The sequence below is a fragment of the Natrononativus sp. DTA114 genome, from assembly GCF_059736515.1.
The window spans coordinates 374,681-401,233 of the sequence record NZ_JCASSN010000004.1 but is presented as its reverse complement, the minus strand read 5'-3'; the positions used below and the strand labels follow the sequence as shown (position 1 = coordinate 401,233).

The 26,553-nt window shown below is 60.7% G+C and carries 27 protein-coding genes and 1 pseudogene; 16 read left to right on the top strand and 12 right to left on the bottom strand.

The genetic code is table 11. The features are described from left to right. Window positions 1-165: pseudogene (locus tag AC6I6S_RS17615) on the top strand (RNA-guided endonuclease InsQ/TnpB family protein); the annotation flags it as partial. 13 nt (window positions 166-178) lie between these two features. On the opposite strand, the gene AC6I6S_RS17610 reads toward AC6I6S_RS17615, so the two are convergent. The 3 genes from AC6I6S_RS17610 to AC6I6S_RS17600 are packed head-to-tail and all read right to left on the bottom strand — an operon-like array spanning window position 179 to window position 3,005. Further along, entirely contained in the window at window positions 179-1,462 is a 1,284-nt protein-coding gene (locus AC6I6S_RS17610) for a TRAP transporter large permease (RefSeq protein ID WP_497951961.1), read from the bottom strand. Further along, window positions 1,455-1,916, bottom strand: a complete 462-nt coding sequence (locus AC6I6S_RS17605) for a TRAP transporter small permease (RefSeq protein WP_497951959.1) — start codon at window positions 1,914-1,916, stop codon at window positions 1,455-1,457. The genes AC6I6S_RS17610 and AC6I6S_RS17605 overlap by 8 nt, the downstream gene beginning before the upstream one ends. A gap of 45 nt (window positions 1,917-1,961) precedes the next feature. Beyond that, the gene (locus AC6I6S_RS17600; protein WP_497951958.1) at window positions 1,962-3,005 is read right to left on the bottom strand and encodes a TRAP transporter substrate-binding protein; all 1,044 of its coding nucleotides are present in this window, start codon (window positions 3,003-3,005) and stop codon (window positions 1,962-1,964) included. A 149-nt stretch (window positions 3,006-3,154) separates the two neighbouring features. On the opposite strand from AC6I6S_RS17600, the gene AC6I6S_RS17595 reads away from it, so the two are divergent. From AC6I6S_RS17595 to AC6I6S_RS17580, 4 genes are all read left to right on the top strand, one after another. Then, window positions 3,155-4,576: a dihydrolipoamide acetyltransferase family protein gene (locus AC6I6S_RS17595; protein WP_497951956.1), complete on the top strand. Its 1,422-nt coding sequence runs from the start codon at window positions 3,155-3,157 to the stop codon at window positions 4,574-4,576. A 124-nt stretch (window positions 4,577-4,700) separates the two neighbouring features. Further along, window positions 4,701-5,744, top strand: a complete 1,044-nt coding sequence (locus AC6I6S_RS17590) for a thiamine pyrophosphate-dependent dehydrogenase E1 component subunit alpha (protein WP_497951955.1) — start codon at window positions 4,701-4,703, stop codon at window positions 5,742-5,744. Then, complete coding sequence (locus tag AC6I6S_RS17585) at window positions 5,744-6,742, top strand: alpha-ketoacid dehydrogenase subunit beta (RefSeq protein WP_497951953.1); 999 nt, start codon at window positions 5,744-5,746, stop codon at window positions 6,740-6,742. Before AC6I6S_RS17590 ends, AC6I6S_RS17585 begins: the two co-directional genes overlap by 1 nt. Window positions 6,743-6,761: 19 nt before the next feature. Then, window positions 6,762-7,832, top strand: coding sequence for a zinc-dependent alcohol dehydrogenase (locus AC6I6S_RS17580; protein WP_497951952.1), 1,071 nt, complete (start codon window positions 6,762-6,764; stop codon window positions 7,830-7,832). Between the two features lie 6 nt (window positions 7,833-7,838). Here the strand turns inward: AC6I6S_RS17580 and AC6I6S_RS17575 are convergent, their stop codons facing one another. Beyond that, the gene (locus tag AC6I6S_RS17575) at window positions 7,839-8,327 is read right to left on the bottom strand and encodes a Rieske (2Fe-2S) protein (RefSeq protein ID WP_497951951.1); all 489 of its coding nucleotides are present in this window, start codon (window positions 8,325-8,327) and stop codon (window positions 7,839-7,841) included. 10 nt (window positions 8,328-8,337) lie between these two features. Further along, a complete protein-coding gene (locus AC6I6S_RS17570) occupies window positions 8,338-9,432 on the bottom strand; it encodes an amidohydrolase family protein (RefSeq protein WP_497951949.1) in 1,095 nt (364 codons plus the stop codon). A gap of 187 nt (window positions 9,433-9,619) precedes the next feature. On the opposite strand from AC6I6S_RS17570, the gene AC6I6S_RS17565 reads away from it, so the two are divergent. After that, window positions 9,620-10,792 (top strand): MFS transporter, encoded by a 1,173-nt coding sequence (locus AC6I6S_RS17565; protein WP_497951948.1) that lies wholly within the window; start codon window positions 9,620-9,622, stop codon window positions 10,790-10,792. A 21-nt stretch (window positions 10,793-10,813) separates the two neighbouring features. On the opposite strand, the gene lpdA is transcribed toward AC6I6S_RS17565, so the two are convergent. Beyond that, window positions 10,814-12,217 carry a dihydrolipoyl dehydrogenase gene (gene lpdA / locus AC6I6S_RS17560; RefSeq protein ID WP_497951947.1) on the bottom strand — a complete coding sequence of 468 codons (1,404 nt, stop codon included), beginning with the start codon at window positions 12,215-12,217 and terminating at the stop codon, window positions 10,814-10,816. A gap of 125 nt (window positions 12,218-12,342) precedes the next feature. On the opposite strand from lpdA, the gene AC6I6S_RS17555 reads away from it, so the two are divergent. The 5 genes from AC6I6S_RS17555 (at window position 12,343) to AC6I6S_RS17535 (ending at window position 16,775) form a co-directional block, all read left to right on the top strand. Further along, complete coding sequence (locus AC6I6S_RS17555) at window positions 12,343-12,774, top strand: universal stress protein (RefSeq protein WP_497951946.1); 432 nt, start codon at window positions 12,343-12,345, stop codon at window positions 12,772-12,774. A gap of 134 nt (window positions 12,775-12,908) precedes the next feature. After that, a complete protein-coding gene (locus tag AC6I6S_RS17550; protein ID WP_497951945.1) occupies window positions 12,909-13,646 on the top strand; it encodes an AzlC family ABC transporter permease in 738 nt (245 codons plus the stop codon). After that, window positions 13,643-13,987 (top strand): AzlD domain-containing protein, encoded by a 345-nt coding sequence (locus AC6I6S_RS17545; protein WP_497951943.1) that lies wholly within the window; start codon window positions 13,643-13,645, stop codon window positions 13,985-13,987. The genes AC6I6S_RS17550 and AC6I6S_RS17545 overlap by 4 nt, the downstream gene beginning before the upstream one ends. 198 nt (window positions 13,988-14,185) lie before the next feature. After that, the gene (locus AC6I6S_RS17540; protein WP_497951942.1) at window positions 14,186-15,160 is read left to right on the top strand and encodes an aldo/keto reductase; all 975 of its coding nucleotides are present in this window, start codon (window positions 14,186-14,188) and stop codon (window positions 15,158-15,160) included. A gap of 628 nt (window positions 15,161-15,788) precedes the next feature. Next, window positions 15,789-16,775 carry an NAD-dependent epimerase/dehydratase family protein gene (locus AC6I6S_RS17535; protein ID WP_497951941.1) on the top strand — a complete coding sequence of 329 codons (987 nt, stop codon included), beginning with the start codon at window positions 15,789-15,791 and terminating at the stop codon, window positions 16,773-16,775. An 82-nt stretch (window positions 16,776-16,857) separates the two neighbouring features. On the opposite strand, the gene AC6I6S_RS17530 is transcribed toward AC6I6S_RS17535, so the two are convergent. Together AC6I6S_RS17530 and aglF are read right to left on the bottom strand one after the other, a co-directional pair. Beyond that, window positions 16,858-17,922: a sensor histidine kinase gene (locus AC6I6S_RS17530; RefSeq protein ID WP_497951939.1), complete on the bottom strand. Its 1,065-nt coding sequence runs from the start codon at window positions 17,920-17,922 to the stop codon at window positions 16,858-16,860. A gap of 200 nt (window positions 17,923-18,122) precedes the next feature. Continuing rightward, window positions 18,123-18,869 (bottom strand): UTP--glucose-1-phosphate uridylyltransferase AglF, encoded by a 747-nt coding sequence (gene aglF, locus AC6I6S_RS17525; RefSeq protein WP_497951938.1) that lies wholly within the window; start codon window positions 18,867-18,869, stop codon window positions 18,123-18,125. 127 nt (window positions 18,870-18,996) lie between these two features. Here aglF and AC6I6S_RS17520 point away from each other — a divergent pair, with 127 nt between their 5' ends. The 3 genes from AC6I6S_RS17520 to AC6I6S_RS17510 all read left to right on the top strand — a co-directional run bounded on the left by AC6I6S_RS17520 (window position 18,997) and on the right by AC6I6S_RS17510 (window position 20,869). After that, window positions 18,997-19,527, top strand: coding sequence for an OB-like fold-containing membrane protein (locus AC6I6S_RS17520; RefSeq protein ID WP_497951937.1), 531 nt, complete (start codon window positions 18,997-18,999; stop codon window positions 19,525-19,527). Beyond that, entirely contained in the window at window positions 19,520-20,020 is a 501-nt protein-coding gene (locus tag AC6I6S_RS17515; RefSeq protein WP_497951936.1) for a metal-dependent hydrolase, read from the top strand. Before AC6I6S_RS17520 ends, AC6I6S_RS17515 begins: the two co-directional genes overlap by 8 nt. Window positions 20,021-20,095: 75 nt before the next feature. Then, entirely contained in the window at window positions 20,096-20,869 is a 774-nt protein-coding gene (locus AC6I6S_RS17510; protein WP_497951934.1) for an HFX_2341 family transcriptional regulator domain-containing protein, read from the top strand. A 204-nt stretch (window positions 20,870-21,073) separates the two neighbouring features. Here AC6I6S_RS17510 and AC6I6S_RS17505 read toward each other — a convergent pair whose 3' ends face one another. Continuing rightward, entirely contained in the window at window positions 21,074-21,625 is a 552-nt protein-coding gene (locus AC6I6S_RS17505) for a hypothetical protein (RefSeq protein WP_497951933.1), read from the bottom strand. A gap of 255 nt (window positions 21,626-21,880) precedes the next feature. Beyond that, window positions 21,881-23,017: a uroporphyrinogen decarboxylase/cobalamine-independent methonine synthase family protein gene (locus AC6I6S_RS17500; protein WP_497951932.1), complete on the bottom strand. Its 1,137-nt coding sequence runs from the start codon at window positions 23,015-23,017 to the stop codon at window positions 21,881-21,883. A gap of 464 nt (window positions 23,018-23,481) precedes the next feature. Between AC6I6S_RS17500 and AC6I6S_RS17495 the strand changes: the two genes are divergently transcribed. Both AC6I6S_RS17495 and AC6I6S_RS17490 read left to right on the top strand, forming a co-directional pair. Then, window positions 23,482-24,171, top strand: coding sequence for a hypothetical protein (locus AC6I6S_RS17495; protein ID WP_497951931.1), 690 nt, complete (start codon window positions 23,482-23,484; stop codon window positions 24,169-24,171). After that, entirely contained in the window at window positions 24,171-24,962 is a 792-nt protein-coding gene (locus tag AC6I6S_RS17490) for a transposase (RefSeq protein WP_497951929.1), read from the top strand. Before AC6I6S_RS17495 ends, AC6I6S_RS17490 begins: the two co-directional genes overlap by 1 nt. Before the next feature lie 120 nt (window positions 24,963-25,082). Here the strand turns inward: AC6I6S_RS17490 and AC6I6S_RS17485 are convergent, their stop codons facing one another. Both AC6I6S_RS17485 and AC6I6S_RS17480 read right to left on the bottom strand, forming a co-directional pair. Then, window positions 25,083-25,847: a hypothetical protein gene (locus AC6I6S_RS17485; RefSeq protein WP_497951927.1), complete on the bottom strand. Its 765-nt coding sequence runs from the start codon at window positions 25,845-25,847 to the stop codon at window positions 25,083-25,085. 147 nt (window positions 25,848-25,994) lie between these two features. Further along, entirely contained in the window at window positions 25,995-26,498 is a 504-nt protein-coding gene (locus AC6I6S_RS17480; RefSeq protein WP_497951926.1) for a hypothetical protein, read from the bottom strand. Window positions 26,499-26,553: the final 55 nt, after the last annotated feature.

The following is a 26,553-nucleotide window of genomic DNA, read 5'->3' as shown; positions in this document are numbered from 1 at the left end:
GCCGCAAAGAACGTCCTCAACAGAGGACTCACCGAACTATCTCTTCATGTAGGGCCGGGACGGTCCGAATCAACGCCTGTGCAGACTGTGCTCCCTGCGTTTGTTCGTCATTCGGGGCGAGTGAATGCAAAGCACGTCGTAGAAGCAGGAAGCCCCGCGGCTTGACCGAGGGGTGCGTTCACGTAAACCGGAGCATGTAGAGGGTGATCTCCGGGATATACGCGATGATGAACAGTCCGGCCAGAAGCATAACGTAGAACGGTGCGGTCGACCGGAAGACTTCGATCGGATCCGCACCAGCAATGTCCGCTGAGAGGTAGACTGAGAGTCCAAGCGGCGGCGTTAACAGTCCGATCATGAGCCCATAGACGATCACGACACCCATGTGGACTGGGTCGTATCCGACCGCGACAAGCGGTGGGACGACGACGGGTGTAATCATCACTAGCGCAGCCAGTGGGTCGAGCACCAGTCCAAGGGCGAGCACGAGCAAGATTACCATGAAGAGGACGATCGCTGGCTCTTGGGAGACGCTGAACAGGATGTCGGCGAACTGTTGGTCGATTCGCTCGACAGAGAGGACGAACGCGAACAGTCCGGCGGAGGCGAGAATAACCAGCACGACGCTGGTCGTTCTCGCCGTTTCGACCGCCGCATCCCACATGTAACGGAGGTTCGTAATTCGATAGATCGCGAAGTTGATAAACACGATATAGACGACGGTAACGGCGGCAGCCTCCGTCGGTCCGAAGTATCCCGACAACATACCGAGGATGAGAACGATCGGCGTCGCGATCGCCGGGAACGCGACCACGAACGAACGCACCATCTTCTTGAACGGTGCTCGCTTGTCGTTCGACGGAAAGTCGTTCCGATAGGCGATGATGAACGTCCCTATCATCAGCAGTATAACGGTGGCAACCGCCGGCAGTGCGCCGGCAATCAGCAGATCGAGAATCGACTCCTCAGCCAGGATCCCATACAGAATAAGGGGAATACTCGGCGGAAACAGTGGACCGATCGTTGCGGATGCGCTCGTCAGCGCCGCTGAAAAACTGTCTTTGTACCCACGATCGGTCATCGTGTGGATCAGAACCTTTCCGACACCACCGATATCAGCGAGCGCAGACCCCGAGATACCGGAGAATACGAGGCTGGTCAGAATGTTCACCTGCGCTAATCCGCCGGTGAGATGCCCGACGATGTCGTCGGCGAAATCGAAGATCTTGTCCGTCACTTCGCCGTGGTTCATCAACGCACCTACGTAGATAAAAATCGGTACTGCGAGCAGCGTGAACGAGTCGATGGTTCGAACCATTCTGCTGACGGGAAACTCACCCGGAGAGCCGGAAAACAGCATCAGGTACATTGCCGCCGGAAGGCCCAGTGCGATAAAGACCGGGACCCGCAGCAATGCGAGGATGAAGAATACGATGACGACTAGAATCCCCTCACTAATCATCCGTAGACACCCCCGACCGCTGTTTGAGTAGATCGAATAGCTCGGCGAGTTCGAGCACATAAACGCCGGTCAGCAACCCAAATCCGAGTAGCGGTGCAACGAAGTAGACCGCCGTCGGTATTCCGAGCCCCGATACTGTGGAGCCAAATCCCGCGTTCAACGCGAGGACGGAGCTATACAGGAAGATGACGCACGCCGCAATGTTGATTGCGAGAACGCCGATTTCGTGCCATCTGTCGAACGGTTCGGGCAATCGATCGGTGAAGTATCCGATCTGAATGTGCCGATTTTCGCGCGCGAGACTCCCGATCAGAACAAAAACCACCCACACACCGATAATCTGGGACAGGGGGAGCAGCCCACCGACTCTGATACCCATGTTCCGGGTGACGATTATGGCCAGGATCACGACCGGAATTCCAATAATTCCAATACTCGCTACGTACAGTGGCAACGACTTTAGGTACCTTGTGAAGGACATAGTCGAGTGCGAGACGGATTATTCGTACGGCTCGCCGGTGATCTCTTCGATCTGGTCTACGAAGTCTGGGAACTCGTTGCTGATGTGAGACCGTGTCTGGGAGACAAACTCATCGTATTCGAGTTCGTCTGCTGAAATGATCTCGGCGCCTTCGTCGAGGAACGCCTGTCTCGACTCTTCGATGTTCTCTTCGAGCTGATTGATCGCCTGTGGCTGTGCCTCCTGGATCGCCTCGTAGAACAGTGACTGCTGTTCGTCGGAGAACTGCTCCCAGAGATCGTCGTTGATCCAGAACGCTAACGCGGGGTGCATGTGATTGGTCTCGAGAACGTAATCGGTGTGTTCCTGAATTCCCGCTCCGACCATAATCTCGTACGGATTCTCCTGTCCGTCGACCGACCCCGTGGCGAGTGCCTGTGGCACCTCGCCCCAGTCGAGTTCGGTCACCTGGGCGCCAAGGCCAACGACGGTCTCCTCGAAAATCGGAACTGGGACCCCCCGGAGGAGAACGTCGCTCATCTCGTCCGGGCTGTAGACGGGATCACCGGCGATACTCACACGGCGCGTTCCCTGCGGGAAGGCGCCCAGCGAGCGCATGTTGGTTTCCTCGGCGATGTCTTCGATTAGTTCTTCGGCGCTGTCGGACTCGTTGGGGTCTGTAACTTCGATCAGGTGTTCGTACGGATTATCGTCGTCGTACATGTACGGCGCGTCAAAGACCTGAGCGTCCTCGTAGAACCCCGCAGCCAGGCCGTACACGTTGACGTAGATGTCGAGTGCACCCGACGAAACGTTCTCCATCGATTCGACGAGGCCGCCGAGTTCGTTGTCGGTGAACGCGTCGATCTCGATATCGCCGTCAGTTTTGTCCGAAATGATGTCCCCCACCATACGGGCGACGTCGCCGTGTACAGTCCCCTCCGCACCGGCGGCGTTCGCTTCGAGTTCGAACGTCTCGTCATCCGACAGACAGCCTGCAAGCCCAGCGGTCCCAACGGCCGCCGTCGCAGCTACCGATTTGATGTACTGTCGACGCTTCATTCCACTCCCTACATTTGCCATGATCGATTGTGGATGGGTAGCATACAAAGTCTTTTCGCCACCAGCAACAGTCGTATCCAACATTTCTATCATATTTTCCGTACGGTAACCTGTTCCAAAACCTCCTCCAACAGAGCATTTTTTAGGGCGAGGACGAACAGTGACGGTAGATGGCGTATATAGTCAGGATGCCAAAGCTCGGGGTAGAGATGCAAACCGGTGTCCTCCTCGAGTGGTTCTTCGAAGAGGGTGAATCCGTCAGCGAGGACGACGTGCTCGCCGAAATCGAATCCGAAAAGACCGTTGCGGAGGTCACGTCGCGTGAGGGCGGTGTGTTCCGCCGGGCGGTGCTCGAGGAGGGGGCGGAAGTCGAACCCGGCTCAGCGATGGGAATCGTTGCGGGTGCAGAGGAGAGTATCGACGATCTTCTCGAAACGATCGAATCTGAGGGGATGACGGTCGACGACGGGCCAGCCGAAACCGAAGACGAACCCGAAGAGACAGCCCCGGTGCCGACCGAAGACGCCGAGGAGTCCATCACCGACGACACCTCCCGAAGCGGATCGGTACGGGCAACGCCGAAGGCCAAACGAGCAGCCCGCGAACAGGGCCGGTCGCTCGAGGACATCCCGGGCACCGGTCCGAAAGGCGCCGTGACGGCCGACGACGTCGACCGAGCGGTGTCGGGAGCCTCGCCAGCGGCTCGAGCCGCCCCACGTGTCGACGCCGCTCCCACCGGTGAGCCGGACCTCGTGACGCCGCGGGCGAGAAAACGGGCGGCGGAACTCGACGTGGCGCTCGGCTCGGTTTCCGGAAGCGGTCCGCACGGCTCCGTTAGAGAAGCGGACGTCGAGACGGCTGCCGAGCGCGAAACCGAACCGACGACCGCCTCGAGTGAACCCGCGGCATCACCCGATACCCTGACGGTACACGAGGAGCGCCCGCTCTCCGGCATGCGATCGACCATCGCTCGCCGTCTGAGCGGCAGCTGGGAGGCACCCCACGTCACCGTCGACCGCTGGGTCGACGCCGAGTCAATGCTCGAAGCCGCGGCGGACGCCGGTGACGTGGTTTCGCTCACCGACGTCCTTCTGACGGCCGTGAGCGAGACGCTCGCAGTCCACCCCGAATTCAACGGCACGTTCGACGGTGAAACCCATACGCTGTACGAGGAACACAACATCGGATTCGCCGTCGACATCGAGGATGGGCTGGTGACCCCCGTCTTACGCGATGTCGAGCCGATGTCCGTGACCGAACTCGCCCACCAGCGCGGGGCGCTGACCGACCGGGTACTGAACCAGCGCTATACCTCGAGCGATCTCCAGGAAGGGACGTTTACGGTCTCTAACCTCGGTGTCTTCGGCGTCGACTCGTTCACGCCGATCATCAATCCGCCACAGGTCGCTATCCTCGGCGTCAACCGGATCAAAGAGGAATCGAAGCGGACCGAGACCGGTATCGAGTTCCGCAAGCAGATGGGGTTCAGTCTCTCGTTCGACCATCGAGTGATCGACGGTGCAGACGCCGCACGATTCCTCCAGACGCTCGCGGAGACGCTCGAGGACGCGCCGGCCTTGCTCGAGAACTGATCGATTCGTAGAGTCCACTCGAGTCGTCTCGACTGATCTCCGTGATGTTGTCTCTGCGGAGAACGAAACCCTCCCCATCCAGAACGAATATGTATCCGTAGCTGCTCTGTCCGAACAGTCGCGAATGACTTTCCTGAACATCGATAGCCCAGAGGGGAGGACGGAGGCACTCGAGAAGATGCTGCTCGCACGCGCCTTCGAAGATACCGTACAGGACCAGTTCGCAGACGGTGAGATACCCGGCTTTGTTCACCTTTCGCAGGGACAGGAGGCGGTCGCCGTCGGCGCGTGCGGGGCGTTGCACGACGGCGATTACATCACGAGCACCCACCGCGCACACGGCCACAGTATCGCGAAGGGGCTCGAGCCGGATCGCTTGCTCGCCGAACTGTACGGCAAGGAGCCGGGACAGTGTCGGGGGAAGGGCGGTTCGATGCACGTCGCCGACCTCGACCGCGGGATGCTCGGCGCCCAGCCGATCGTCGGTGCCAGCGCACCGCTGGCGATGGGCGCTGCGATCACCGCGCAATACGGCGACGAAGATTGGATCTCGCTCGCGTTCGTCGGCGACGGCGCCGTCGCCGAGGGGCAGGTCCACGAATCGTTCAACCTCGCGGCGACGTGGGGGCTTCCGGTCGTCTTCGTCATCGAGAACAATCTCTACTCGGAGGGAATGACCTACGACGAGCAACACAACATCGACGACCTCGCGGACATGGCCGCGGCGTACGGCGTTCCGGGTGTCATCGTCGACGGTCAGGACGTCGAGGCCGTCCACGAGGCCGTCTCCGAGGCTCGAGACCGCGCGCTCGAGGGCGACGGCCCGACGATCATCGAAGCAAAAACGTACCGCTACAGAGGCCACTTCGAGGGCGACCAGCAGCCCTACCGGACGAAAGACGAAATCGAGAAGTGGCGCAGCGAGCGCGATCCGATCTCGAACTTCGCCGAGCGGCTGATCGAAGCTGAGGAGCTAACCGAAGAAGAGTTCGAGAGCCTCCGAGAGGCGGCCGACGGGGAGATGGCCGACGCCCTCGCGTTCGCCCGCGAGGCGGATGAGGCGGGCGACGAAGCCGCCTACGAGGACGTCTTCGTCGAATCCGTCCCCGAGATCGAAACCCACCGTGAGCGACTGGCGCGAGAGGAACCAAACTGGGGTGTATACTGATGTCACAGACAGAGTCCGAATCCACCGACAGCACCGAGACGACGACTATCCGGGAGGCTATTCGCGAGGGCCTTCGCGAGGAGATGCAGCGAGACGAGATGGTCATGCTGTACGGCCAGGACGAGGAGGACGGGGAGTCCTTCGAGGTCACGTCCGGGCTTTACGACGAGTTCGGCGGGCGGCGCGTGCGAAACACGCCGATCAGCGAAGCCGCCCAGGTCGGTGGCGCCGTCGGTGCGGCCGCGACGGGCCTTCGGCCGGTCGTCGAGTTGAGCTTCTCCGACTTCATCGGCGTCTGTTTCGACCAGATCATGAACCAGGCTGGCAAGACTCGCTACATGTTCGGTGGCGCCAGTGAGGTTCCGCTGGTGTTGCGGGCGACCGAAGGCGGCGGCGTGAGCGCGGCGGCACAGCACTCCGGAACGGTCCACACGCTCGTTGCCCACCTCCCCGGTATCAAGACCGTCGCTCCATCGACGCCAGCGGCTGCGAAGGGGTTGATCAAATCGAGCATCCGATCGCCGGATCCCGTCATGTTCTTCGAGAACAAGACGATCTACGATCGCCGGGGAGAGGTCCCGACCGGCGATCACACGGTTCCGATCGGGGAGGCCGCCGTCGAGCGGCCCGGCGAGGACGTCACCGTCGTCGCGACCCAGCGACTGTTCGGCGAGGCGATGTCGGTCGCACAGGACCTCGAGGGCGACCTCAGCGTCGAGGTGATCGATCCGCGGACGCTGTATCCACTGGACACCGAGACGATCCTCGAGAGCGTTGCCAAGACGGGTCGACTCGTCATCGCCGACGAGAGTCCGATGTCGTACGGGTTCCACGCCGAAGTCGCCTCGAGAGTCGTCGAAGACGGCTTTTTCACCCTCGACGCGCCGCCACAGCGCGTCGGCGTTCCGGACACGCCGATTCCGTTCGCCCCGGGACTCGAGGGTGAGGTCCTCCCCGACGCGGGGGACATCGAGCGCGCGATCCGGAGAGTTGAGTGAGATGGCGACGAGCGAATCGATGGTACTGCGAGAGCCAGGCCGACTCGAGGCCGTCGAATTCGACGTCCCCGACGTCAGCGAGCGCGGCGCGATCCTCGAGGTCGAGACGACGTCGGTCTGTGGCTCTGATATCGGGCTCTACAAGGGCAAGTCACCGTTCGGATCGTATCCAGTACTGCTCGGCCACGAGGTGGCCGGTCGCATCGTTGACGGGGCCGCGGACACGCTCGAGCGCTGGGGGTTCGAGGTCGGCGACCGCGTCATGCCCGAACCGTACATCCCGTGTTACGCCTGCCTCGACTGCCAGCGCGGCCACTACCACATGTGCGACGAGAACCGCAGTTACGGGGTCACGATTTCGGCCGACGAACCGCCCCACCTCTGGGGTGGCTACGGCGAATACATGTACCTCGATCCGAATTCGCGGCTCCATCCCATCGCCGACGACGTCTCGAGTCGCGCAGCCTGTCTGGGCAGCGTTATCGGTAACGGCGTGCGCTGGGTGCTACGAAAGGGCGAGGTCTCGCCCGGCGACAGCGTCGCGATCGTCGGCCCGGGCGCACAGGGGCTGGCTTCGACCATCGTGGCCGCCGACGCGGGGGCCGATCCGATCGTCGTCCTCGGCCTCGAGAACGACGACCCGAAACTCGCACTCAGCGAGGAGTTCGGGGCGACCGAGACGCTGTATTCGGATCGTGACGATACCGCCCAGCGTGCGCTCGCGGAAACCGACGGGAGCGGGTTCGACGTCGTCGTCATCACCGCACCCGCGCCACCGGCGATCCGGCTCGGCATCGATCTGGTTCGGCCCCGCGGAACGGCGGTCCTCGTCGGTCTCACTGGCGGCGAAACCTCGCTGGACCTGGATCGCATCGTCGTCGACGAGATCGACGTGCGGGGAGGCCGTGGACAGGCCCTCGACGTCGAGCGTGCGATGACGATCCTCGAGCGAAACGCCGACGCGGTCGAGCGGATCAACTCCCACGTATTTCCGGTTTCGGAGGCCGAAACGGCGATCGAGCGCCAGCTTCCCGGTGACGACTTCGACCCGGATATCGTACACGCGGCGCTGACACCGGAGTCGTCCTAAAGAAAATCAGACGTAGACCACGACCGTTTCCGATTCGACTTCGACGTCGTACGTTTCGACCGGCGGCTCGTCGCCGCTCAGCTTCGTTCCGTAGCGCTGACACTCCGAGGAAACCGCGGAATCGGTTTCGACGACTGCGTTCGATTCGACGTCACCCTCCGTATCCTCAACCGCCGTCTCGAACGTTCGGGTTCGCACGCCGTGAGGGTTGAACACCGACTCGCCGGTCGGAATCTCGAACTCCCAGCCGTGCCACGGACACCGGATGATCTCGCCGTCGCACTCCCACTCGTACTCGCCGACGGCCGGTGCGCTCGTCGTCCCCGTCACTTCTCCCTCACACAGCGGTGCGAGCTGGTGCGGACAGACGTTTTGCATCGCGTAGTACTCGCCGTCGATGTTGAAGACGCCGACGGGGATGTTGCCGAGCTGGACGAGTGCTCGCTCGCCAGGGGGTAACTCATCAGTCGGACAGATTTCGAATCGTTCTACCATTGTCTCGGTTTCAGGCCTCCAGTCCGTACAGCTCTTCTGCGGTTTCGTGGAAGATTCGTCTTTCGAGGTCATCCGGGAGGTTCGGTAGCGCGTGTTCGGGCGAGTCCGAGTCCCAGTGTGGGTAGTCGCTCGCGAACATGAGCGTCTCCTCGGCGTGCATCATCTCGAGTATCTGCCGGAACTGCTGGGGCTTTTCCGGTGCGTGGACTGGCTGGGTGGTAAAGCGAACGTTCTCTCGAATGTACTCGCTCGGAGCCTTCTCTAGCCACGGCACCTGCGCTCGCGTCGCCCGCCATTCTTCGTCCATCCGCCACATGAAAAACGGCACCCAGGTGTAGCCACACTCGGTGAACACGAACTTCAGGTCGGGGAACTCCTCGAATACTCCCTCGGCGATGATGCTGCAGAGTTGGCCCATGAACACCGCCGGAAACGTCGTATGCCACTCGAGATAGTAGTTCGGAAACCCGGCACCGGTGGGCGGCCCCGTGTTCGACTCGCCCTCCGAAGAAACGTGCAGTGCAACCGGCAAACCGAGGTCGGCGGCCGCCTCGTAGACGGGCCAGTACTGCGGATCTCCCAGCGGGACCTGCGTGCTCCCTCCCTGGATGAGGATCTGGAGGATATCGGGGTGGGTACCTTGATCGCGGATCATCTCCGCCGTTGCCTCTGGATCCTGCATCGCGACGTGGAGCGACCCTCGGAACCGGTCATCTTTCGGAAGCCAGTCGTTGATCAGCCACTCGTTGTGTGCTCGAGCGAGTTCGACCGCGTAGTCCCTGTTCGGCAGGGCATTGATGTTGAAGTGTGCGTGACCGGTGAGAAGCGCGTAATCGATGCCGTACCTGTCGAGGTGGTTTTCCTTGAACTTCGAGTACTCCGACCCGGCGTACTCGAAATCATCGGTGTCGTCGGGGAGTGCGTCCTCTCGACCGAAACCCGCCGGATTCCCGTAGGTTAGTGTGGGAATGCGAACGCCTCGGTACTCGTATCGCTGTGGTAGGTACTTGGCGATCTCATTGGGGTCGCGGTAACTCTGGTGAAGATCGCAGTCGATGATCTTCAGATCGTCGTCTGCCTGTTCCTGCGTCTGCTCCTGTGACATACGTCGCCTTGTTATCTGTTACCATTGAACTTAACAGTTCGCTCTTTCATCTATGAGATTATGTGATGAATTTCACACCATGTGGGTGAAGAGACCTGGAGCAACTGTGCCACTCCACGACCTGCCGGTATCGGTACGCTCTTTCGTCTTCCATGAAGAGTCAGCAGACACCGACCAGTTATCAGAGATGCAGTGGCAGTACCGACATACGGTCCTCACGCTGTGTACGTTCGCTTTCTTCGCCACGATGGTGGCACGGCTAGCCATCAGCCCGGTCGTCCCGGAGATCGTCGACGATTTCGGTGTCTCGAACGCGGTGCTCGGACTCTCGCTGACGCTGCTGTGGTTGTCCTACTCGCTCGCGCAGTTTCCGAGCGGCCTCCTCGCCGACCGCTTCGGGGAGCGTCCGATCATCCTGATCGCCGTCGGCGGTACGGGAGTCGCGACGCTCCTGATCGCTCTCTCACCCGTGTTCGGCCTCTTCGTTCTCAGCACGCTCCTCCTCGGACTCGTCGCCGGGTTACACTACAGCGTCGCGACCACGCTGTTGACCAGAACCTACGACGACATCGGAACCGCGGTCGGGTTGCACAACACCGGGAGTCCTGTTGCGGGGTTGCTCACGCCAATCGTAGTTGCGTGGGTGGCCGTTCACTACGGCTGGCGACCCGCGGTCGCTCTCGGGGCGCTCGTCGCGTTCCCGATTTTCGTGCTGTTTGCCTGGCGGATTCGACCGACCGAACCGCGGCGCCCCCGCCAGCGGATTCGAGATCGTATCGACCTCGAGTCGATCGCCGATCTTCTCTCGCGTCCATCGATCGCGTTCACTGTCTGTGTCGCCGTCGTCTGTGAGTTCGTCTGGCAGGCGACGGCCTCGTTTCTCCCTGCGTTCCTCGTTGCTCACCACGGGTTGTCGACGACGCTCGCGGGCGTGGCCTTCGGCGCGTACTTCGTGATACAGGGGGTCGTCCAGATCATCGTCGGTAACGTCTCGGACCGGGTCGGGCGGGATCCGACGATTATCGGCTGTCTCGTGGCTGCTATCGCCGGCTACGCCGTCCTCGTCGTCGGATCACACCCCGTAGCCGTCGCGACGGGGGTGGTCCTCGTCGGAATCGGAATGAGCTTCATGTCCGCCCTGCTTCCTCGGTTTCTGGATCACCTTTCTCACGACGAACAGGGGATGGGATTCGGGCTCGTTCGCACGGTGTACGGCGTTCTCGGATCGAGCGGATCGGTAGCCGTCGGCCTCTTCGCCGACGCCTTCGGTTGGGGTGTAGCGTTCGGTGTGCTGGTCGTCCCACTCTCGCTCGCGCTCTGTGCACTCGCGGGCAACGCGATCAGAAACTGGGGATACTGAGCGATCGTGCGACGTCGCCAGCTACGCCGTGTGAATTGCCTCGCCCAGGGCGGCGGCACAGGCTTCCATCACGCTCTCGGACAACGTCGGGTGGGCGTGGACGGTTTCTGCAACCGTCTCGGCGGTGAGTTCGGTACTGACCGCGAGCGTCAGTTCACCCACGAGTTCGGACGCGTGTTCACCGACGACCTGGGCGCCGAGTAGCGTCCCAGACGGCTCGTCGACGACGACCCGAACGAACCCCTCCGGGCTCGACGTCGTGAGTGCTCGGCCGCTCGCACTGAACGGCATTTTTCCGACTATCGGCTCGAAACCGGCTTCAGTGGCCTCCGTTTCCGAGAGACCGACCGTTGCTACTTCAGGGTCAGTAAAGACGACTGCCGGAACGACCATGTCGTCGACGCTCACGTCGTGTCCAGCGATGGTTTCTGCAGCAACGACTCCCTCGGCGCTCGCCTTGTGTGCGAGCATCGGCTCGCCAGCGACGTCACCGACCGCGAACACGTGGTCCAGATTCGTCCGACAGGCTCCGTCGGTCGAAACGAAGCCGGATTCGTTCACCTCGAGGTCGACGGTCTCCGGATCGACTGTCTCACTGACCGGTCGACGGCCGACGGCGACGATCACTCGATCCGCCTCGTGGTGATGCTCGGTGTCGTTCTCGGCTTCGGTCGTCACCGTCACGCGCTCACCCTCGACCGTACAACCCGCTGCGAGTTCGCCGAAGGCGAACGTGACGCCGAGGGATTCGACGTGCGAGCGAATCGTCTCCCGGAGGTCGTCGTCCCAGCCGGGCAGGGCATCGTCTTCGAACTCGAGGACGGTGACGTCGACGCCGAGTTTCTGAAACAGCGTCGCCAACTCCAACCCGATGTAGCCGGCCCCGACGATGAGCAACTCCCGCGGCAGTTCCTCGAGCGAGAAGACGTCTCGAGACGTCATTACGCGATCGTGGTCGAACGGAAACCCGGGAAGTTCGATCGCTCGGCTGCCAGTCGCGACGATGGCGTTTTCGAACGACAGCGACTGTTGATCACCGTTTCTCGTCTCGATCCTGAGTTCGTTGTCGCCCACGAACGAGGCGTGTCCCTCGAGCAACTCGACTCCGGCGGACTCACAGAGGTGCTCGACGCCACCGGTGAGCTGCCCGACGACACCTGATTTCCAGTCGAGAAGTTCGCTCCATTCGACGTACGGGTCCGCGTAGATTCCGGCGTCCTCCCGATGGGCGACGTCGTGAACCGATCCGGCGGCAGACAACAGCGCTTTCGAGGGGATACAGCCGTAGTTGAGACAGGTTCCACCGAGCGCGTCTGCGTCGACGAGCGTCACGTCCGTCTCGAGTTGTGCGGCCCGGATCGCCGCAACGTAGCCACCGGGGCCCCCGCCGATTACGACAAGATCCGTTTGACTGGATGAAGTCATCTCTCACCCTGAGTTCGAAAGTCGTCGGAATAATCGTGACCGTACCGGCGAATTACGCCGAGAGAAAGTAATCTATCCCTTACACGAAGCCCCACTCTTATTACCCAGACACGCAAAATAGAGCTATGTATTCGATACTGATGCCCGTCGGCACGGCCGACGCCGGCGTTTCCAGGGCTGTCGAGACAGTCGCGTCGTTTCCTGGACAGGACGAACTCTCCGTCGTCGTCGTCCACGTGAGTTCTGACATCGATTTCGTCGGCTCGGATGGGGGTTACGTTTCGATCGATCACGAGGAGTTGACAGTTCCCGGCACCGTCGAGGACGCGGTGTCGGCGCTCGCTGGTCGAGGGATTCCGACGGAGTTGATCGTCCGCGAAGGCGAGCCAGTCGATACGATTCTCGACGTTATCGGCGACGAAGAGATCGATCACGTCATCATACCGGACAAACGGCGCTCACCCGTTGGAAAGGTGTTCTTCGGGAGTACGACGCTCTCGTTGATCCGGGACTCTCCCGCCCCCGTTACAGTCGTCCCGGCCATAGATACGGAGTGAAATCGAGACCGATGACGCGAGAAACCCCACAGGTCGATCCGAGCGATGGCTAGACGCCGTATGAGTGATTCTCGACCGATTCTCCGGACAGAGAAACCCTCGAACACTGCTCCTCGACGGCTCCCCGTACCAAGATGAGCAGTCGAGCAGACTTCCTCGACGGAATGCGGGCGTGTGCGCCGCTGATGGTTGGGATGATTCCCTTTTCGATCATCACGGGGGTGGCCGCAGTGAACGTCGGGATCTCTCCCCTGTTAGCGATCGCGATGTCGCTGATCATGTTCGCGGGAGCCGCACAGCTGGCGGCGATCGATCTGATCGGACAGTCCGCACCGATCGCAGTTGTCGTGTTCACTGCAATCGTCGTCAACCTTCGCTTTATGATGTACAGTGCCTCTCTCGCCCCCTATCTCGACCGCTATTCACAACTTTCGAAGTGGTTCAGTGCGTACGTGCTCACCGATCTCGCCTACGCCCTCTCAGTGGCCGAATTCTCCGAAACGTCTCCCGAGGAGCGAAGCCGAAAGTGGTTCTATCTCGGTACCGCGATGATGCTCTGGATCACCTGGCAACTCGGCACCATCGTCGGCGTTCTCCTCGGAGCAAATGTCCCCGACGGGCTTTCGCTCGAGTTCGCAATCCCACTCACGTTCATCGCGCTGCTGTTCCCGGTACTGAAAGGACGTCCGACGGCAACAGCCGCTCTCGTCGCTGGCTTTTTCGCAGTTATCACTGATCCGTTTCCGTTCAACCTTGGACTCGTGACCGCGGCCGTTCTCGGTATCGCCGCCGGGGTCATCGTCGAACAGCGCCTCGGTCGTTTCCCGTCCGGGGGGTCCGAAGACGCCAATAGCGGCGGTGATTCGACGTGACGACCGGCTATGGACCGCAGACGATCCTGTTGATAATTCTGGCCGCAGGCGCCGGCACGCTCGCGCTTCGACTCTCATTTATCCTCCTGTTCGGCCGCCTCGATACGGTGCCGCCGCGAGTAATCGGAGTTCTCCGGTTCGTCCCGGCAGCAGTGCTCGCCGCGCTGATCGTTCCTGCGATCATCGTTCTCTCGGTCGAGCCGTCGATTAGCCTCGATTTCGAGTGGCCGATGGTGTTTGCTGGCGTCCTGGCAGCGCTGATCGCATGGCGAACGGAGAACGTTCTGGCGACGATCAGCGTGGGGATGCTTGCACTCTGGGCGTTCCAGTTCGTGCTCTGAAGATCTCGCTTCACCTACCGCTCGATTCCATCTTCCGAATCGTCCCTCGTTCCGTCTTCGCCCGCCGTGTGGCTCACCTCTTCCGTTGTTTGAAGGTCGATGAATCGGTCGCGACGGGGCCAAGACCGCCCGAACGGTACTTGGTGCGTTTTTCGCCGGGTCACGGGGATTTTTCACAGGTGTACTCGAATGATGGCCATGGAGTATACGACACTTGGTAACACGGGAATGACGGTCAGTCGTCTCTGCCTCGGCTGTATGAGCTTCGGCTCGAGCGACTGGCGCGAGTGGGTCCTTGAGGAGGAGGAAAGCCACGAAATACTCGAACGCGCAATCGATCTCGGAATCAACTTCTTCGATACGGCAAACATGTACTCCCACGGGGAGTCCGAACGGATACTCGGCGACGCGCTCGAGGGACACCGCGAGGAATCCGTCGTCGCGACGAAGGCGTATTTCCAGATGCGCGACGACGACCCTAACTCGGGCGGCCTTTCACGAAAGGCGATTGAACAGGAACTCGAGGCGTCCCGCGACCGGCTGGGGATGGACACGATCGACCTCTATCAGATCCACCGGTGGGACGAGGAGACGCCGATCGACGTGACGCTCTCCGCACTCAGCGATGCGGTCCGTCGCGGAAACGTCCGCTACATCGGGGCGTCTTCGATGTGGGCCCACCAGTTTGCCGAGGCGTTACACACGAGCGATCGACTCGGCCTCGACCGATTCGTCACGATGCAGAACCACTACAACCTCGCCTACCGCGAGGAAGAGCGGGAGATGCTGCCGCTCTGTCAGCGTGAGGGGGTCGGTGTCCTTCCGTGGTCGCCACTGGCTCGAGGCTATCTCACACGCCCGCACGACGAGACCGACGCCACGAAACGCGGGTCGACCGAGCAGTACCTCTACGAACACCCGTACCGAGAGGGCGGCGGTCCATCGGTCAACGCACGAGTCGAGGAACTTGCAGCCGATAAGGGTGTTACCATGGCACAGATCGCACTCGCATGGTTGCTGCACAAGGAGTGGGTCGATGCGCCGATCATCGGTACTACGAGCGTCGATCATCTCGAAGACGCCGTCGAGGCCCTCGAGATCTCGCTCTCCTCGTCGGACCTCGAGTACCTCGAGGAACCGTACGAACCCGTTCGCGTCTCGAGCCACGAGTAGACTACGGTCTGGCCGATACCTCAAATATTATTTCTTTCGTGCTCGAGTACAGCCTCCGTCTCGATGCATTTCCGAATTATTACTACGGACTGACTAATACTATATCTGTGTGCCGAGTAATGCTGATGATTGGAAATATTATTACTGGTCTCGCAGTATCATGTGTAATTAATCGGAGTCCATCCTGGGCCAACGGGATCACAATTCGACCGATTTCGACTACCATATGCGAATCAGGGAGAAATCGTGATTGAGGTGCGTTTCCGGACCAATATCTCAGACATGCGATTATCAGATACACAAATGACGGAATTCATTTTACAGTCTAGAAAACTCATTCAAACAGGCACACAATGGAATATCACAATGTTATTTGCGAGTTTCGAACACACTTCTCTTGCATAATATATACAATTCTAGGTGCTAATAGAGCTAACGTATAATTGTCATATTAGTACACATTTCTGTGATACTGGAACATTTCTCGTACCTCCGTTCACCGTCTTATCGAAAATTTTATGGGTAGTAGCGGGTTTTCGAACTGCCTGTCTGCCCTGGCAATCGACCTGTGCTGTCCTCACCGTGAAAGAAACAGAACGCATTTCAGGCCGCTAGGTGACCCTCGAATATGCGCATCCTCGTTACAGGCGGTGCTGGCTTTATCGGTGGCCACCTCGCCGAATCATTTGCACGCACGGGACACGACGTCACCGTTCTCGACAATCTGGAGCCATTCTACGATCTCGGGATTAAAGAACACAACATCCAGGCCGGCCGTGACGCCGCAGAGGGAGGCGAGGGCAGCTACGAGTTCGTCGACGGTAGTACGACCAACGCCGCGCTCGTCGACGAACTCGTCGAGGGTACCGACGTTATCTACCATCAGGCTGCCCAGGCGGGCGTCCGCACCAGCGTCGAGGAGCCACAGAAGGTCAACCGCTACAACGTCGACGGGACGATGAACGTTCTCGAGGCTGCCCGTGACGCCGACGTCAGCCGCGTCGTCAACGCTTCCTCCTCGTCGGTGTACGGCAAACCCGAGTACCTGCCCTACGATGAGGACCACCCGAACGAGCCGGTATCGCCCTATGGCGTCTCCAAACTCGCCGGCGAACACTACGTCCGCGTCTACAACGAGATCTACGGCCTCCCGACCGTCTCGTTGCGTTACTTCACCGTTTACGGGCCGCGGATGCGCCCGAACATGGCGATCTCGAACTTCGTCTCGCGGTGTCTCCGCGGCGAACCGCCAGTCGTCTACGGTGACGGTAAACAGACGCGCGATTTCACCTATATCGACGACGCCGTCCGCGCGAACGAGACGCTGCTAACCGACGACAGCGCCGACGGCGAGATCATGAACATCGGTTCGACCGACAATATCGACATCCTCACGCTCGCCGAAACCGTCCGCGACGCGACCGATCCCGACCTCGAGGTCGAGTTCGCCGACCGTCACGACAGCGACGCCCAGCACACCCACGCCGATATCTCGAAGGCAAACCACCTGATCGACTACGAGCCGACTCGAGACATCCGCGAGGGCGTCGCGGAGTTCATCGACTGGTACCGCGCGAACCGCGACTGGTACGAACCGCTCGTCGTGAAGTCCTGAACTACAAGCCAAATGGGTTCTGTTGAACCCCCTAGATGAACATCCCTCGGAGGCTCCCTTCGTGCCGGCAAGACTGAACCCGTCAGGTACTCTCCGTCTTAGATGGCGCGTCTTGTGCGAAAACATCAACAGCGGTGCATTCGAACCGGGCGCCACCGGAATCGCTTTCCGTGATAGCGAACTCCCAATCGTACGCATTAGCGATTTGGACGACGAACGAGAGGCCGAATCCGATTCCATCGTCAGCGGTAGTATAGCCAGTATCGACGACCGAATCACGCTCTTCGACCGGAATTCCTGAGCCGTCGTCTGCGACGAAAAACCCGGTTTCGAGATCGCCGACACGAACGGTCACATCACTCCCGCCGTGTTCGATGGCGTTTTTGAGCAGGTTCTCGAGTAAATGGTGGAAATGAACCGGATCGGCGCGAATCGACTGCTCCGTCTCGAGTACGAGCGTTGCCGAGGCCGAGTCTATATCCTTCCAGACGTCCGTCGCCACATCTGCAATTGCTACCTCCTCTCCCTCGATAGTTGCGTCACTCGTCTGTGCGGTTAGCAAGAGAACGCTGATGATCTCGTCGATCCGCTCGTGAGCCCGCTCAACCTGATCACGTGCCTCGTCATCACCCTCTGCAGCAGGGTCGAGGCGTAGTTGCGCAATTGATAATGGATTTCGCAGTTCGTGTGCGAGCATTTTCGAGAACGCCTCCAGGCGGCCGTTCTGTTGTTCGAGCTGGTGTTTGTGCTGTTCCGCCTCGCGAGCGCGGGTGATGGCTTGCGCTTCGCTGACGCCGATCGCGAGGCCGATGAGGCCACCGAGCGCCGTTGCAAGTGCGACCGACCAGAGTGGCCCCTCGATGGTCGCACCCGGGTCGACGATCCGCAGAGAGATGGCGAGAGCCATCACGACGACTGCCCCGAGACACCAACCGACGACTCGTGGGTACGTCGCTGGATCGAGTCCAATCCGGGGGAGTCGATACCCACCGTACAGGAGTGCAAGCCCGAGGAGACCGATCTGGAAGAAGTCGATTAGGGCTGTCGTGATCGTGGTTCCTGCAAGAACGCTAAAGATCACCCGCCACGCCGCAATCGCGACGAACAGCCCTCCAATAGCGGAGATGAGACGCGACCACTGAACCATGATCCTTGCTCACCCCCTTATCTTACCGGGTAATAAATCTATATTTGAAGAGGAAGTTACTTGGTGCGGATGAGTAGCCTGTTTCCGCTGATTTGCACGTGATACGCATCAACCTCGAACGAAATTGTCGACCCATCTAGATTTTATAATCACTGCGGACTCTAGGGGGTTCAACAGAGCCAGCGAAAGTGTAAACTACCTCACTCGTTCGCTGCAGCGGCTGCTTCCGCGTCACCCTCGTTACGCAGTCGTCTTTCAGCTTCGTCTCGGTCTTCGGGGTAGCCGACGTCGATGCGCCAGCCGTCGAGGCCGATCGCGTCGATCGTTCGACCGGAACGGATCAGCAGGTCGATCGCCTCGCTGATCTCGTATTCGCCGCGATTGGAGGGCTGGACGAGATGGCAGGCGTGGAAGATGGCGGGCGTGAACGTGTAGAAGCCGGTCATCACCAGGTTCGACGGCGGCTCTTCGGGTTTCTCGACGACGTCGGTGATCTCGCCGTACTGGTTCGTATCACAGACGCCGTAGCGCGAGGCTTCCTCCCACGGGACTTCCTCGACGAGGAACGCAGCATCTGCGCGGTCTTCCTGCTGACGGCGCACGACGTCGGTGAGATTGGCCTGGAAGATGTTGTCGCCCAGGATGAGCATGAAGTCGTCGTCGATGTGCTCTTCGACACAGAGCAGCGCGTGTGCCAGTCCCTTCTGTTCGCGCTGGTGGCAGTACGTGATCGGCACCCCCTTGTACTCGTCGCCGTAGTGGTCGATGATCCGCTCTTTCAGGTAGCCGACGACCACAACGAACTCCTCGGCACCGAGTTCGAGCAACTGATCGAAACAGTGGGTCAGAATCGGTTTGCCGTCGACCTCGACCATCCCCTTTGGTTTGTCCTCAGTGAGTGGTCGAAGTCGCGTTCCCTCCCCGCCAGCAAGCACGACAGCGTTCATAACCACACTGTGCCACTCCTATTGGCATATATATGTTGGTTGTCACAGCGGGTGCGTACCGTTCACATTCGAACGCCGCCCACGGATCACGACAGTTTTCCCCCTCGGCTGAAACAGGTCCAAACGAATGCTCGAGTCACCGTCCAGTCGCGCCCTCGCGATCGGTGTCTGTCTCGTTCTCCTGGGGGGATTGTTCGTCTGGTTCGGCGCGCTCGAGCCCGCACCGGACCGTCACCACTACCCGGGAGGAGACGAGCTCGCCGCGGATGGGGAGCGGTACGTCGGCCAGGCCGTCGACGTTAGCGGCGAGGTGATCTCGACCGACCCGGTACGCATCGAGGCTGGCCCCGACCAGGAGCCGATCGAGTTACGAATCACCGACGCTCCGCCCGTCGAGGAGGGACAAAACCTCAGAGTGTTCGGCACGCTCACCGACGAATCGACCGTCGAGGTCGAGGAGTCACTCGTCAGAGACAGCTGGGAACTCGAGTACATGTACGTCGTGTCGGTGATCGCTGGGCTGTGGGTTCTCTATCGAGCGGTCCGTCACTGGCGAATCGAGCCGACTGCGGGGGTCGTTCCTCGCGACCGACCGCTGTGGAAACGCGCACCGACTCCGGGGCGAAACGACTCGAACGGCGGTGAGAGCGATGGCTGAACTGCTCACCCACGTCCTCGCAGCCTACGCCTGTGCGACTGCCCTCTCGTGGCAGTACGAGTGGCTCACGCCACGGTATGTCACAGTTGTGATGGCTGGTGCGATGATTCCCGATCTCAGTCGAATCGAACTCATCGTCCCCGCTGTGCTGATCGAGACGACCCTCGGGATTCCGTTCGACTGGGGAGCGTTTCACACTCTCGGTGGATCGATCGTCGTCGTCTGCATCGGTGCTCTCCTGGTTCCTGTCCGGTACCGCAGGCAGGTGTTCCTGGCCGCACTGCTGGGAACGCTCTCTCATCACGCCCTCGATCTGTTCCTCGTTGGGTTATCGGGACACTCCTACCCCGTGTTCTTTCCCCTCACGCAGTACAACCCGCCGACGCCAAGTCTGTATCTGAGCAGCGATCGTTGGCCGGCAGCCGTCTCTCTTCTCGTCGCCGGCGGCGTCTGGCTGGTCGACCGACGAGTCGCCGGTTCCTCCCGGCAGTAGGGAGCCACCGAGCGCGTTCGACGGTTGTGACTCGTCAACCAGAGCAGTTATCGGCCTTGATACAAGTCTCGAGCTATGAACGTCGAGCAGCGGGTCCACATCGTACCGCTGGGCCACGAGTACGACCGGGTTCTCAAACCACTCGAGAACCAGCACGCGGATGTCGTCTATCTGCTCGTTCCGGAACGGAACGAGAATCCACCGGAGTTTCGCGACGAGTTGATCGACGAAATCGAGAGTCTCGTTCGCGACCTCTCGCTCGTCACGTGCGATCTATCGGACGTGTACGCGGTCCTCGGCGAGGTAACCTCGCTCGCTGCGACCCATCGCGAGGACAACGTCTACGTCAACGTCTCCGGTAGCGGCACTATCGCCGCGATCGGGGCGACGATCGCCTGTATGGACGTCGAGACGAACGCCACGGCCTACTACGTCGAACCTGAGGAGTACACCCACGACGGGACGGTCGAACCGCTCTCGAGCGGCCTCGAGACGACCTCTCGACTTCCAACGTATCCGATCGACTCGCCGACGCGCGATCAGATCGCGATCATGGCCTTTCTCGCAGACCCGACTGAGTACGACTCCCGATTCGAGACGACCGATCCGAAGAAGAAAGACCTCATCGAGTACGCCCGGGATCACGAACTCTCGTTCATCGCCGACCGTGAACCCGCTCACGATAAGGGGGCGTTCCGGCTGTTGGATACACACGTCGTGACGCCGCTCGAGCGCGACGAGTACGTCACGGTGACGAAGGTCGGTCGCCGACGCATCGTCGAGTTAACCGAACAGGGCGAGAACGCCTACCGGGCGTTCAAACACAAACTCGAGGAGCCGGCCGACTGAGCCCCTTTCGATCAGAAGGGGCCGATTGCGTCGCGGGAATAGAGGGGAGAGTCGATTGCGTCAGAGGACCGATTGGGATGCCAATTCTCAGCTACCCCCGCGGGACGAATTGCGGAAGCGTTGGACACCGGGGGGCCGTAGCAGGGCGAGTTGAGACACGGACGAACGCGATTCCTCCCCGTGGTAAAGCACGGGGTTTCCTCGCTACCGCAAGATGACGGAGAGTTCGACGCCCAGCTGCGCCATCTCGAGGTCGGCTTCCAGCCGCCGAAGGTGCGTTCGCAGTTCTGCCTCGTTCAGGCGGTCCGGGTGCCGTTCGGCCAGCGCCATGACCGACGGGTCGACGGTATCGCGCGCTGCCCGCGACAACCGGGGCGCATTCGAGCGGCCGGCTTCGAGGCACGCCAGGAGTTCGTGAAGCGCGACGATACTCCGGCGCAGCGCCCGGATCTCATCCGGCGCCGCTGGCGGAGTCAGCTCCCGCTCGAGCGTCTCCATCGCGTCCGTAACGGCGGCCGGATCGACACCGGCGCGTGCCGCCAGCGTCTCCGGATTGACCGTCTGTCGGTCGCGCCGTTCACTGGCGACACACAGCGCGGCGACACTCGTCGCCTCGCTGCCGTAGCGACTGACGGCTAGTTCCACTGCCTCGAGGTCCACACTGGCAACACCGGTCGTTTCGGACAGTTCGAGGTGGGCGGCTAGCTGCTCGATCGTCACGTCACCGGTCGTCGCCGAGTGTGAACCTCGAGACATACTCGAAGGATTCTCGCCCACCGACTTATTGTATTCTCAGAAAGTATGGATACAGGTGATACTATCGACAGTATCGATACTACTGATCGTACTGGTAGTACGTCCGTAGCGCACGGTACCGAGAAAGGGGCGAGCCACACCAGCCCAGGCCGAAGTGGGGCGGATTCAGAGTCAGGCGGAAGTCTGTCGTCGTACTGGTACAGTCCGAGCGAAACGGCGACGCTTCGGGTGACGGCGTATCCGACGAGCGCGTGATCACTGCAGGCGTTCTGAGGCGAGTGCCGCACCCTCGGCTAGCGCCTCGAGTTTCTTCCAGACGAAGTCGGGATAGACGAGGTTCGCGGTCATCACAGTCTCGAACCCGCAGTCACAGCCGGCGATGATTCGCGACGGATCGCCGACGGCGTTGGCGAAGCGCTCGAGGCGGTCCGCGACGACTTCGGGGTGCTCGACGATGTTGGTTTTCACGTCGATGACGCCGGGGATGAGCGTCCACTCTTCGGGAAGCGGGTGGTCGGTGATCGTCAGGTGTTCGTGGTTGTGTCGCGGGTTCGCCCCTTCGACGACCAGCCCGCCAACGTCCGCCTCGTAGAACTCCTCGATGACGTCGCCGAGTTCGACGTCGTGGTGGTGCGGACCCGGATAGTTCCCCCAGCAGGCGTGCAGGCGGACGCGGTCGCTCTGGACGGACTCGAGGGCGACGTTTATCGCCTCGACGTAGGTCCGGACGTGTTCGCGGAACTCCTCGACGGAGGCGTCCCTGTAGGTGATCGTGAACGCGGCCAGCAGTTCCGGGGCGTCGATCTGAAGCATCGCACCGCTGTCGACGATCGTTTCGTACTCGGTTTGCAGCGCCGCGGCGAGGTCGAAGAGGTATGCCTCGTTCGAGTCGTGGTACTCGGATTCGGTAAACCTGAGAACGGCTCCCGGCGAGGGTGCGGTGTGAAAGCGATCCGTGAACGTGACGCCCTCCACGCCGGCTGCCTCCTCGAAGCGCGCCAGATCCCGCCTGAGTTCGTTCGCGCCGGTGTACTCGAGCGGGCCGGTCGCGATCGGGCCGCCGATGTTTTCGATATCGCCCAACGCCTGCTCTGCGAACTCGGGATACTCCGCCAGGTCAGCGGGGAGGTCGCGCTCGGCGAACCGGTCCGAATAACCCGACAGGCGGTTCGTGACGTCGACGGAGTACGCGAGACGGCTCTGCTCGCCGTCGTTTGCGATATCGATGCCGGCCGCGGCCTGCTTTCGAACGACGTCCCGAACGGCTTCGGAGACGGCTTCGTCGAACGCTGTCGACCGCGGGTCGGCGTCGCCTCGCAGCAGATCCCGTACCGTCTCGGAGCGGGGGAGGCTTCCGACATGCGTGGTCTTGATGAGAGGGTCACTGGTCATGTGGGGTTTCGTCGTTTCCGTTCGTATCCTCGCTATGGTAATAGAGTTACTCCCGTCGAGATCATCGGTGAGTACTACACCCGGAAATTTGATACCATTTGTACTGGCGTGAAAGCCGGTGTTGATCGTTGTATGCGATTAATCAGTCAACTCATTGCCGGAATCAGTAATCGCGCCCCGGTGTCACTCGCAGAGATCGCCCTCGACGCCTGGGAGGACCTCGACACTCGGAACGCGACACTCCGGGCAGACCTCGAACTCGTGATTCGGTCCGATGACACAATACTAGCGGAAGCCCACGACTTTAGTCGTGGGTCCAAGCGGTAGGCACGACGACACAATCCACGTAACCCACTAAACCCGTGATTCCCACGGGATTTGAACCATGAACAACACTCAGTGTACCATTCTTGATTCAACACTCCGCGGAATATTCATAACGAGTCACAACATACGTGGAACTAATGACGCGTTGCGATACGTTCGAGGTGAGACCACGCTCACACCGCGACGAGCTACTTCTCCTCGAACTCCTCGACGCGTCAGCCGCCTGCAACAACCAAGTCAACTACGACCGCAGACAAACCCTCTTCGAGACCATCGACAACGCGGACACTCGAATCTCAGTCAGCGAGTTGAAATCCACGGTGAAACAAGCGGTCACCCAAGAAGAATACCGGCAACAGTATATCCAGACCCTCAGTTCCAGCACACCCCAACAACTCGTGCAGAAGAACTGGGAGCCGTGGAAATCATACTTTGGTCTCCTCTCGAAATACCGAAACCCAAACAACTCGAAAGTCACTGACAGGCCATCCCCACCCGGATACTGGAAGGAAGACGGAAAGCGTACACCACGCACCATCATCCGCAACGAGCAATACACCCTCGAACTCGGTGAGCGAAGCCGACTCGAAATCCCCGTCGGAATGGACCTCAAAGAGAAGTACGGACTCGGATACCACGAGCGGTTACGGTTAGAAGTTGCAGGCGATCCCCGTTGGATAGGCAAGCAAGGTCGCTTGGAAGTCAAGTACGACAGAGACACCGAAACGTTCACTGCACATCGAACCGTCGGCGACGAGGACAATCCCCCCAGTCGACGCGACTCTTATCAACCACCACTGGCCACTACCGTAGCGGCGAAGAGGTAGTGGCAGCGGTGGACATCGGTGCGAACAATCTCGCCGCCGTCACGACAACCCAAGGAGACCACCGCCTGTACCACGGGAGACCCGCATTCCATACATTCCACACTCACACGAAGCGAATCGCCGAGTTGCAATCCATGCTCGGCGACGACGAGTGGTCGAGCAAGCAAATCCGAGTCGCCTACCACACGCGTGGTGAGCAACGCAACCACGCGATGGACGCGTTGGTTCGCGACCTTGGAGAGTGGCTCGCCGAGAGAGGCGTTACGGAACTCCTCGTCGGCGCGTTGGGCGACGTGCGGAGGAAACACTGGTCCGCTACGGTGAACGAGAAGACGCACCTGTTCTGGGCACACGGACGCTTCCGACGACGACTCCGAGACGTGTTGGAGTTCGAGTATGGAATAACCGTCACTGAAAAATCAGAGGCTGGAACGTCGTCTGAGTGTCCTGCGTGTGAGAGCGAGGACGTGCATCGGAATGGTGATTTGCTTCAGTGTCATGCGTGTGAACGCGAGGGGCACGCTGATGTAGCAGGATCGGCGAATTTCCTGCGTAAGCAAGCTGTGGATAGTATAGAGTTTCGAACAAGTGGGTCGATGGCGCGACCTGCGGCCGCCCGAGAGAACACGACGGCGGATGGACGCCAAATTCAGGTGCCATGCTTCGAGTGGGACGACCATGCGTGGACGATTCAACACTCTGGTCACCCGGTAGAGACCAAAGAAGCACCCGTAAACCAGAGTACCAGTCACGAGACTGGGAACGTTGCCCCCGGTGTTTCAGACGACTGAATCACGCGTCAGCGGAGGGGAAGCCCACGAGTTCACTCGTGGGAGGACGTCACCGAAGGCGTCGACGGCGGTGCACGTTTCGAGTTCTCGAACGTCGACGTCGTCGACAGGCAGCCGTGATCAGTCGGCCCGCGGGTCCTTGACGAACTCGTAGCAGCCGTCCGCAATTTCCCGAACCCAGCCAGCACGCTGGAGGTTCTCGAGTGCTGCCTGGGCGTCTCGCTTCCCCAGACCGGTTTCCTCGCACAACAACTGCCTGTTCGCTCGGCCCCAGGGGGCCCCGGTCTCGCGTCCGTTCTGGATGGCCTCGAGCACGGCCTCGTCGTGGTCGGTCGGTTCGTAGTCGGCGTCGATCTCCGACATTGCGCCCGATTCGGAGCCGTAGTAGACCATCATGTCCCGTTCCCACCACCGGATTACGGGGTAGCCGACGCCGATGAACACGCTGTAGAGCATGACGCCTGTCAGACTCCCGTAGTGGAGGTATGGGAAGGGGCGCTGCTGGCCGCTCACGCTCTCGATGACGATCGGGGCGCCGAGTGCAACGACGAACAGCCAGAGCACCGCGCCGAAGGACATCCCGATGAGCATCCCCGCGAGAGGATTGTACACCAGATCCCTCGTGCGTCCCGTTCGCACGACGAGTTCCGAGACGAGATTGAGACCAACGATGAAGATGGCCCCGGCGACGGTGCCGAGAAAGAGCACGACCAGCCAGCCGTTGATGGGATCGTTCGAACCGAGAAACGTCGCTATCGACAGGATCGAATTGTTGAGATAGAGAACCACACCGAGAGCCGCACTGGCGGTTCCCAGGAGGGCGAGCGTCGCTACCGCTATCCAGAGTTCTTTCAGTACCGCAGACCGCGACGTCTCGTATGCCACGTTCAGATGTTCCGTGGCGGCCGGGCAAATACTTAATTGGCGTCTGCTGTAGAGTTTGCCCGAACAACAGGACGAATCCGCAGTGACCGAACAACCGTCGATTCGAGCCAGACACACTCGGTTGCCGCTCGAGCCGTGGGCTCGGAACTACGTCGAGTCCGTGTTTCGATCCGAACTGGCGGCCTCGTACACCGTCTGTCGATCCGGGAAGTACGCCGGTGCCTCGTGTTCGGCCTCGAAACGAACGACCCGATCCATCGCCTCACGTCCGTCCGCTGCTTCCGACGGCAGTGACTCCGCTAACTCGGTGTACTCTGCAGCCAGTTCCTGATAGGTGCGCATCCGCGCCTGCTTGGCCTCGACGAGCGCCTGTTTCGTTTCGATCGCCGCTTCGAGCTCTTCGATCGTCTCCACATCTACCGCTTCGGTATCGGGACCGACCCCGGCTACCGGCGTTGCCGGCCCCGAAGGTTCCTCCGACCGTTCATCGAGCAGCGAACGGATCGCCGCCGTCTCCTCGTCGAGTTCGTCGAGCAGGTCGGCGACCTCCGTCCCCATCCGTTCGACCGAACCCGAGAGAAGTCCCGCCTGTGTCCGGCAGTACTCGACGAACTCGTCGATCGACAGTGAGTCATCGCCGTCCGGGGTCATACGAGTGTGTTAGAGCGATCAGTCAAGATAGTTCGGACTCGAGGGCGCCGGCCAC

Bases quoted from the DNA above. Each gene is read 5' to 3' on its own strand.
- AC6I6S_RS17495 (WP_497951931.1), top strand. From the start codon at position 23,482: ATGACGCGTTGCGATACGTTCGAGGTGAGACCACGCTCACACCGCGAC.
- AC6I6S_RS17590 (WP_497951955.1), top strand. From the start codon at position 4,701: ATGACTTTCCTGAACATCGATAGCCCAGAGGGGAGGACGGAGGCACTC.
- AC6I6S_RS17520 (WP_497951937.1), top strand. From the start codon at position 18,997: ATGCTCGAGTCACCGTCCAGTCGCGCCCTCGCGATCGGTGTCTGTCTC.
- AC6I6S_RS17515 (WP_497951936.1), top strand. From the start codon at position 19,520: ATGGCTGAACTGCTCACCCACGTCCTCGCAGCCTACGCCTGTGCGACT.
- AC6I6S_RS17500 (WP_497951932.1), bottom strand. From the start codon at position 23,017: ATGACCAGTGACCCTCTCATCAAGACCACGCATGTCGGAAGCCTCCCC.
- lpdA (WP_497951947.1), bottom strand. From the start codon at position 12,217: ATGACTTCATCCAGTCAAACGGATCTTGTCGTAATCGGCGGGGGCCCC.
- AC6I6S_RS17595 (WP_497951956.1), top strand. From the start codon at position 3,155: ATGGCGTATATAGTCAGGATGCCAAAGCTCGGGGTAGAGATGCAAACC.
- AC6I6S_RS17540 (WP_497951942.1), top strand. From the start codon at position 14,186: ATGGAGTATACGACACTTGGTAACACGGGAATGACGGTCAGTCGTCTC.
- AC6I6S_RS17600 (WP_497951958.1), bottom strand. From the start codon at position 3,005: ATGGCAAATGTAGGGAGTGGAATGAAGCGTCGACAGTACATCAAATCG.
- AC6I6S_RS17610 (WP_497951961.1), bottom strand. From the start codon at position 1,462: ATGATTAGTGAGGGGATTCTAGTCGTCATCGTATTCTTCATCCTCGCA.
- AC6I6S_RS17530 (WP_497951939.1), bottom strand. From the start codon at position 17,922: ATGGTTCAGTGGTCGCGTCTCATCTCCGCTATTGGAGGGCTGTTCGTC.
- AC6I6S_RS17565 (WP_497951948.1), top strand. From the start codon at position 9,620: ATGCAGTGGCAGTACCGACATACGGTCCTCACGCTGTGTACGTTCGCT.
- aglF (WP_497951938.1), bottom strand. From the start codon at position 18,869: ATGAACGCTGTCGTGCTTGCTGGCGGGGAGGGAACGCGACTTCGACCA.
- AC6I6S_RS17575 (WP_497951951.1), bottom strand. From the start codon at position 8,327: ATGGTAGAACGATTCGAAATCTGTCCGACTGATGAGTTACCCCCTGGC.
- AC6I6S_RS17480 (WP_497951926.1), bottom strand. From the start codon at position 26,498: ATGACCCCGGACGGCGATGACTCACTGTCGATCGACGAGTTCGTCGAG.
- AC6I6S_RS17570 (WP_497951949.1), bottom strand. From the start codon at position 9,432: ATGTCACAGGAGCAGACGCAGGAACAGGCAGACGACGATCTGAAGATC.
- AC6I6S_RS17510 (WP_497951934.1), top strand. From the start codon at position 20,096: ATGAACGTCGAGCAGCGGGTCCACATCGTACCGCTGGGCCACGAGTAC.
- AC6I6S_RS17580 (WP_497951952.1), top strand. From the start codon at position 6,762: ATGGTACTGCGAGAGCCAGGCCGACTCGAGGCCGTCGAATTCGACGTC.
- AC6I6S_RS17535 (WP_497951941.1), top strand. From the start codon at position 15,789: ATGCGCATCCTCGTTACAGGCGGTGCTGGCTTTATCGGTGGCCACCTC.
- AC6I6S_RS17505 (WP_497951933.1), bottom strand. From the start codon at position 21,625: ATGTCTCGAGGTTCACACTCGGCGACGACCGGTGACGTGACGATCGAG.
- AC6I6S_RS17585 (WP_497951953.1), top strand. From the start codon at position 5,744: ATGTCACAGACAGAGTCCGAATCCACCGACAGCACCGAGACGACGACT.
- AC6I6S_RS17555 (WP_497951946.1), top strand. From the start codon at position 12,343: ATGTATTCGATACTGATGCCCGTCGGCACGGCCGACGCCGGCGTTTCC.
- AC6I6S_RS17550 (WP_497951945.1), top strand. From the start codon at position 12,909: ATGAGCAGTCGAGCAGACTTCCTCGACGGAATGCGGGCGTGTGCGCCG.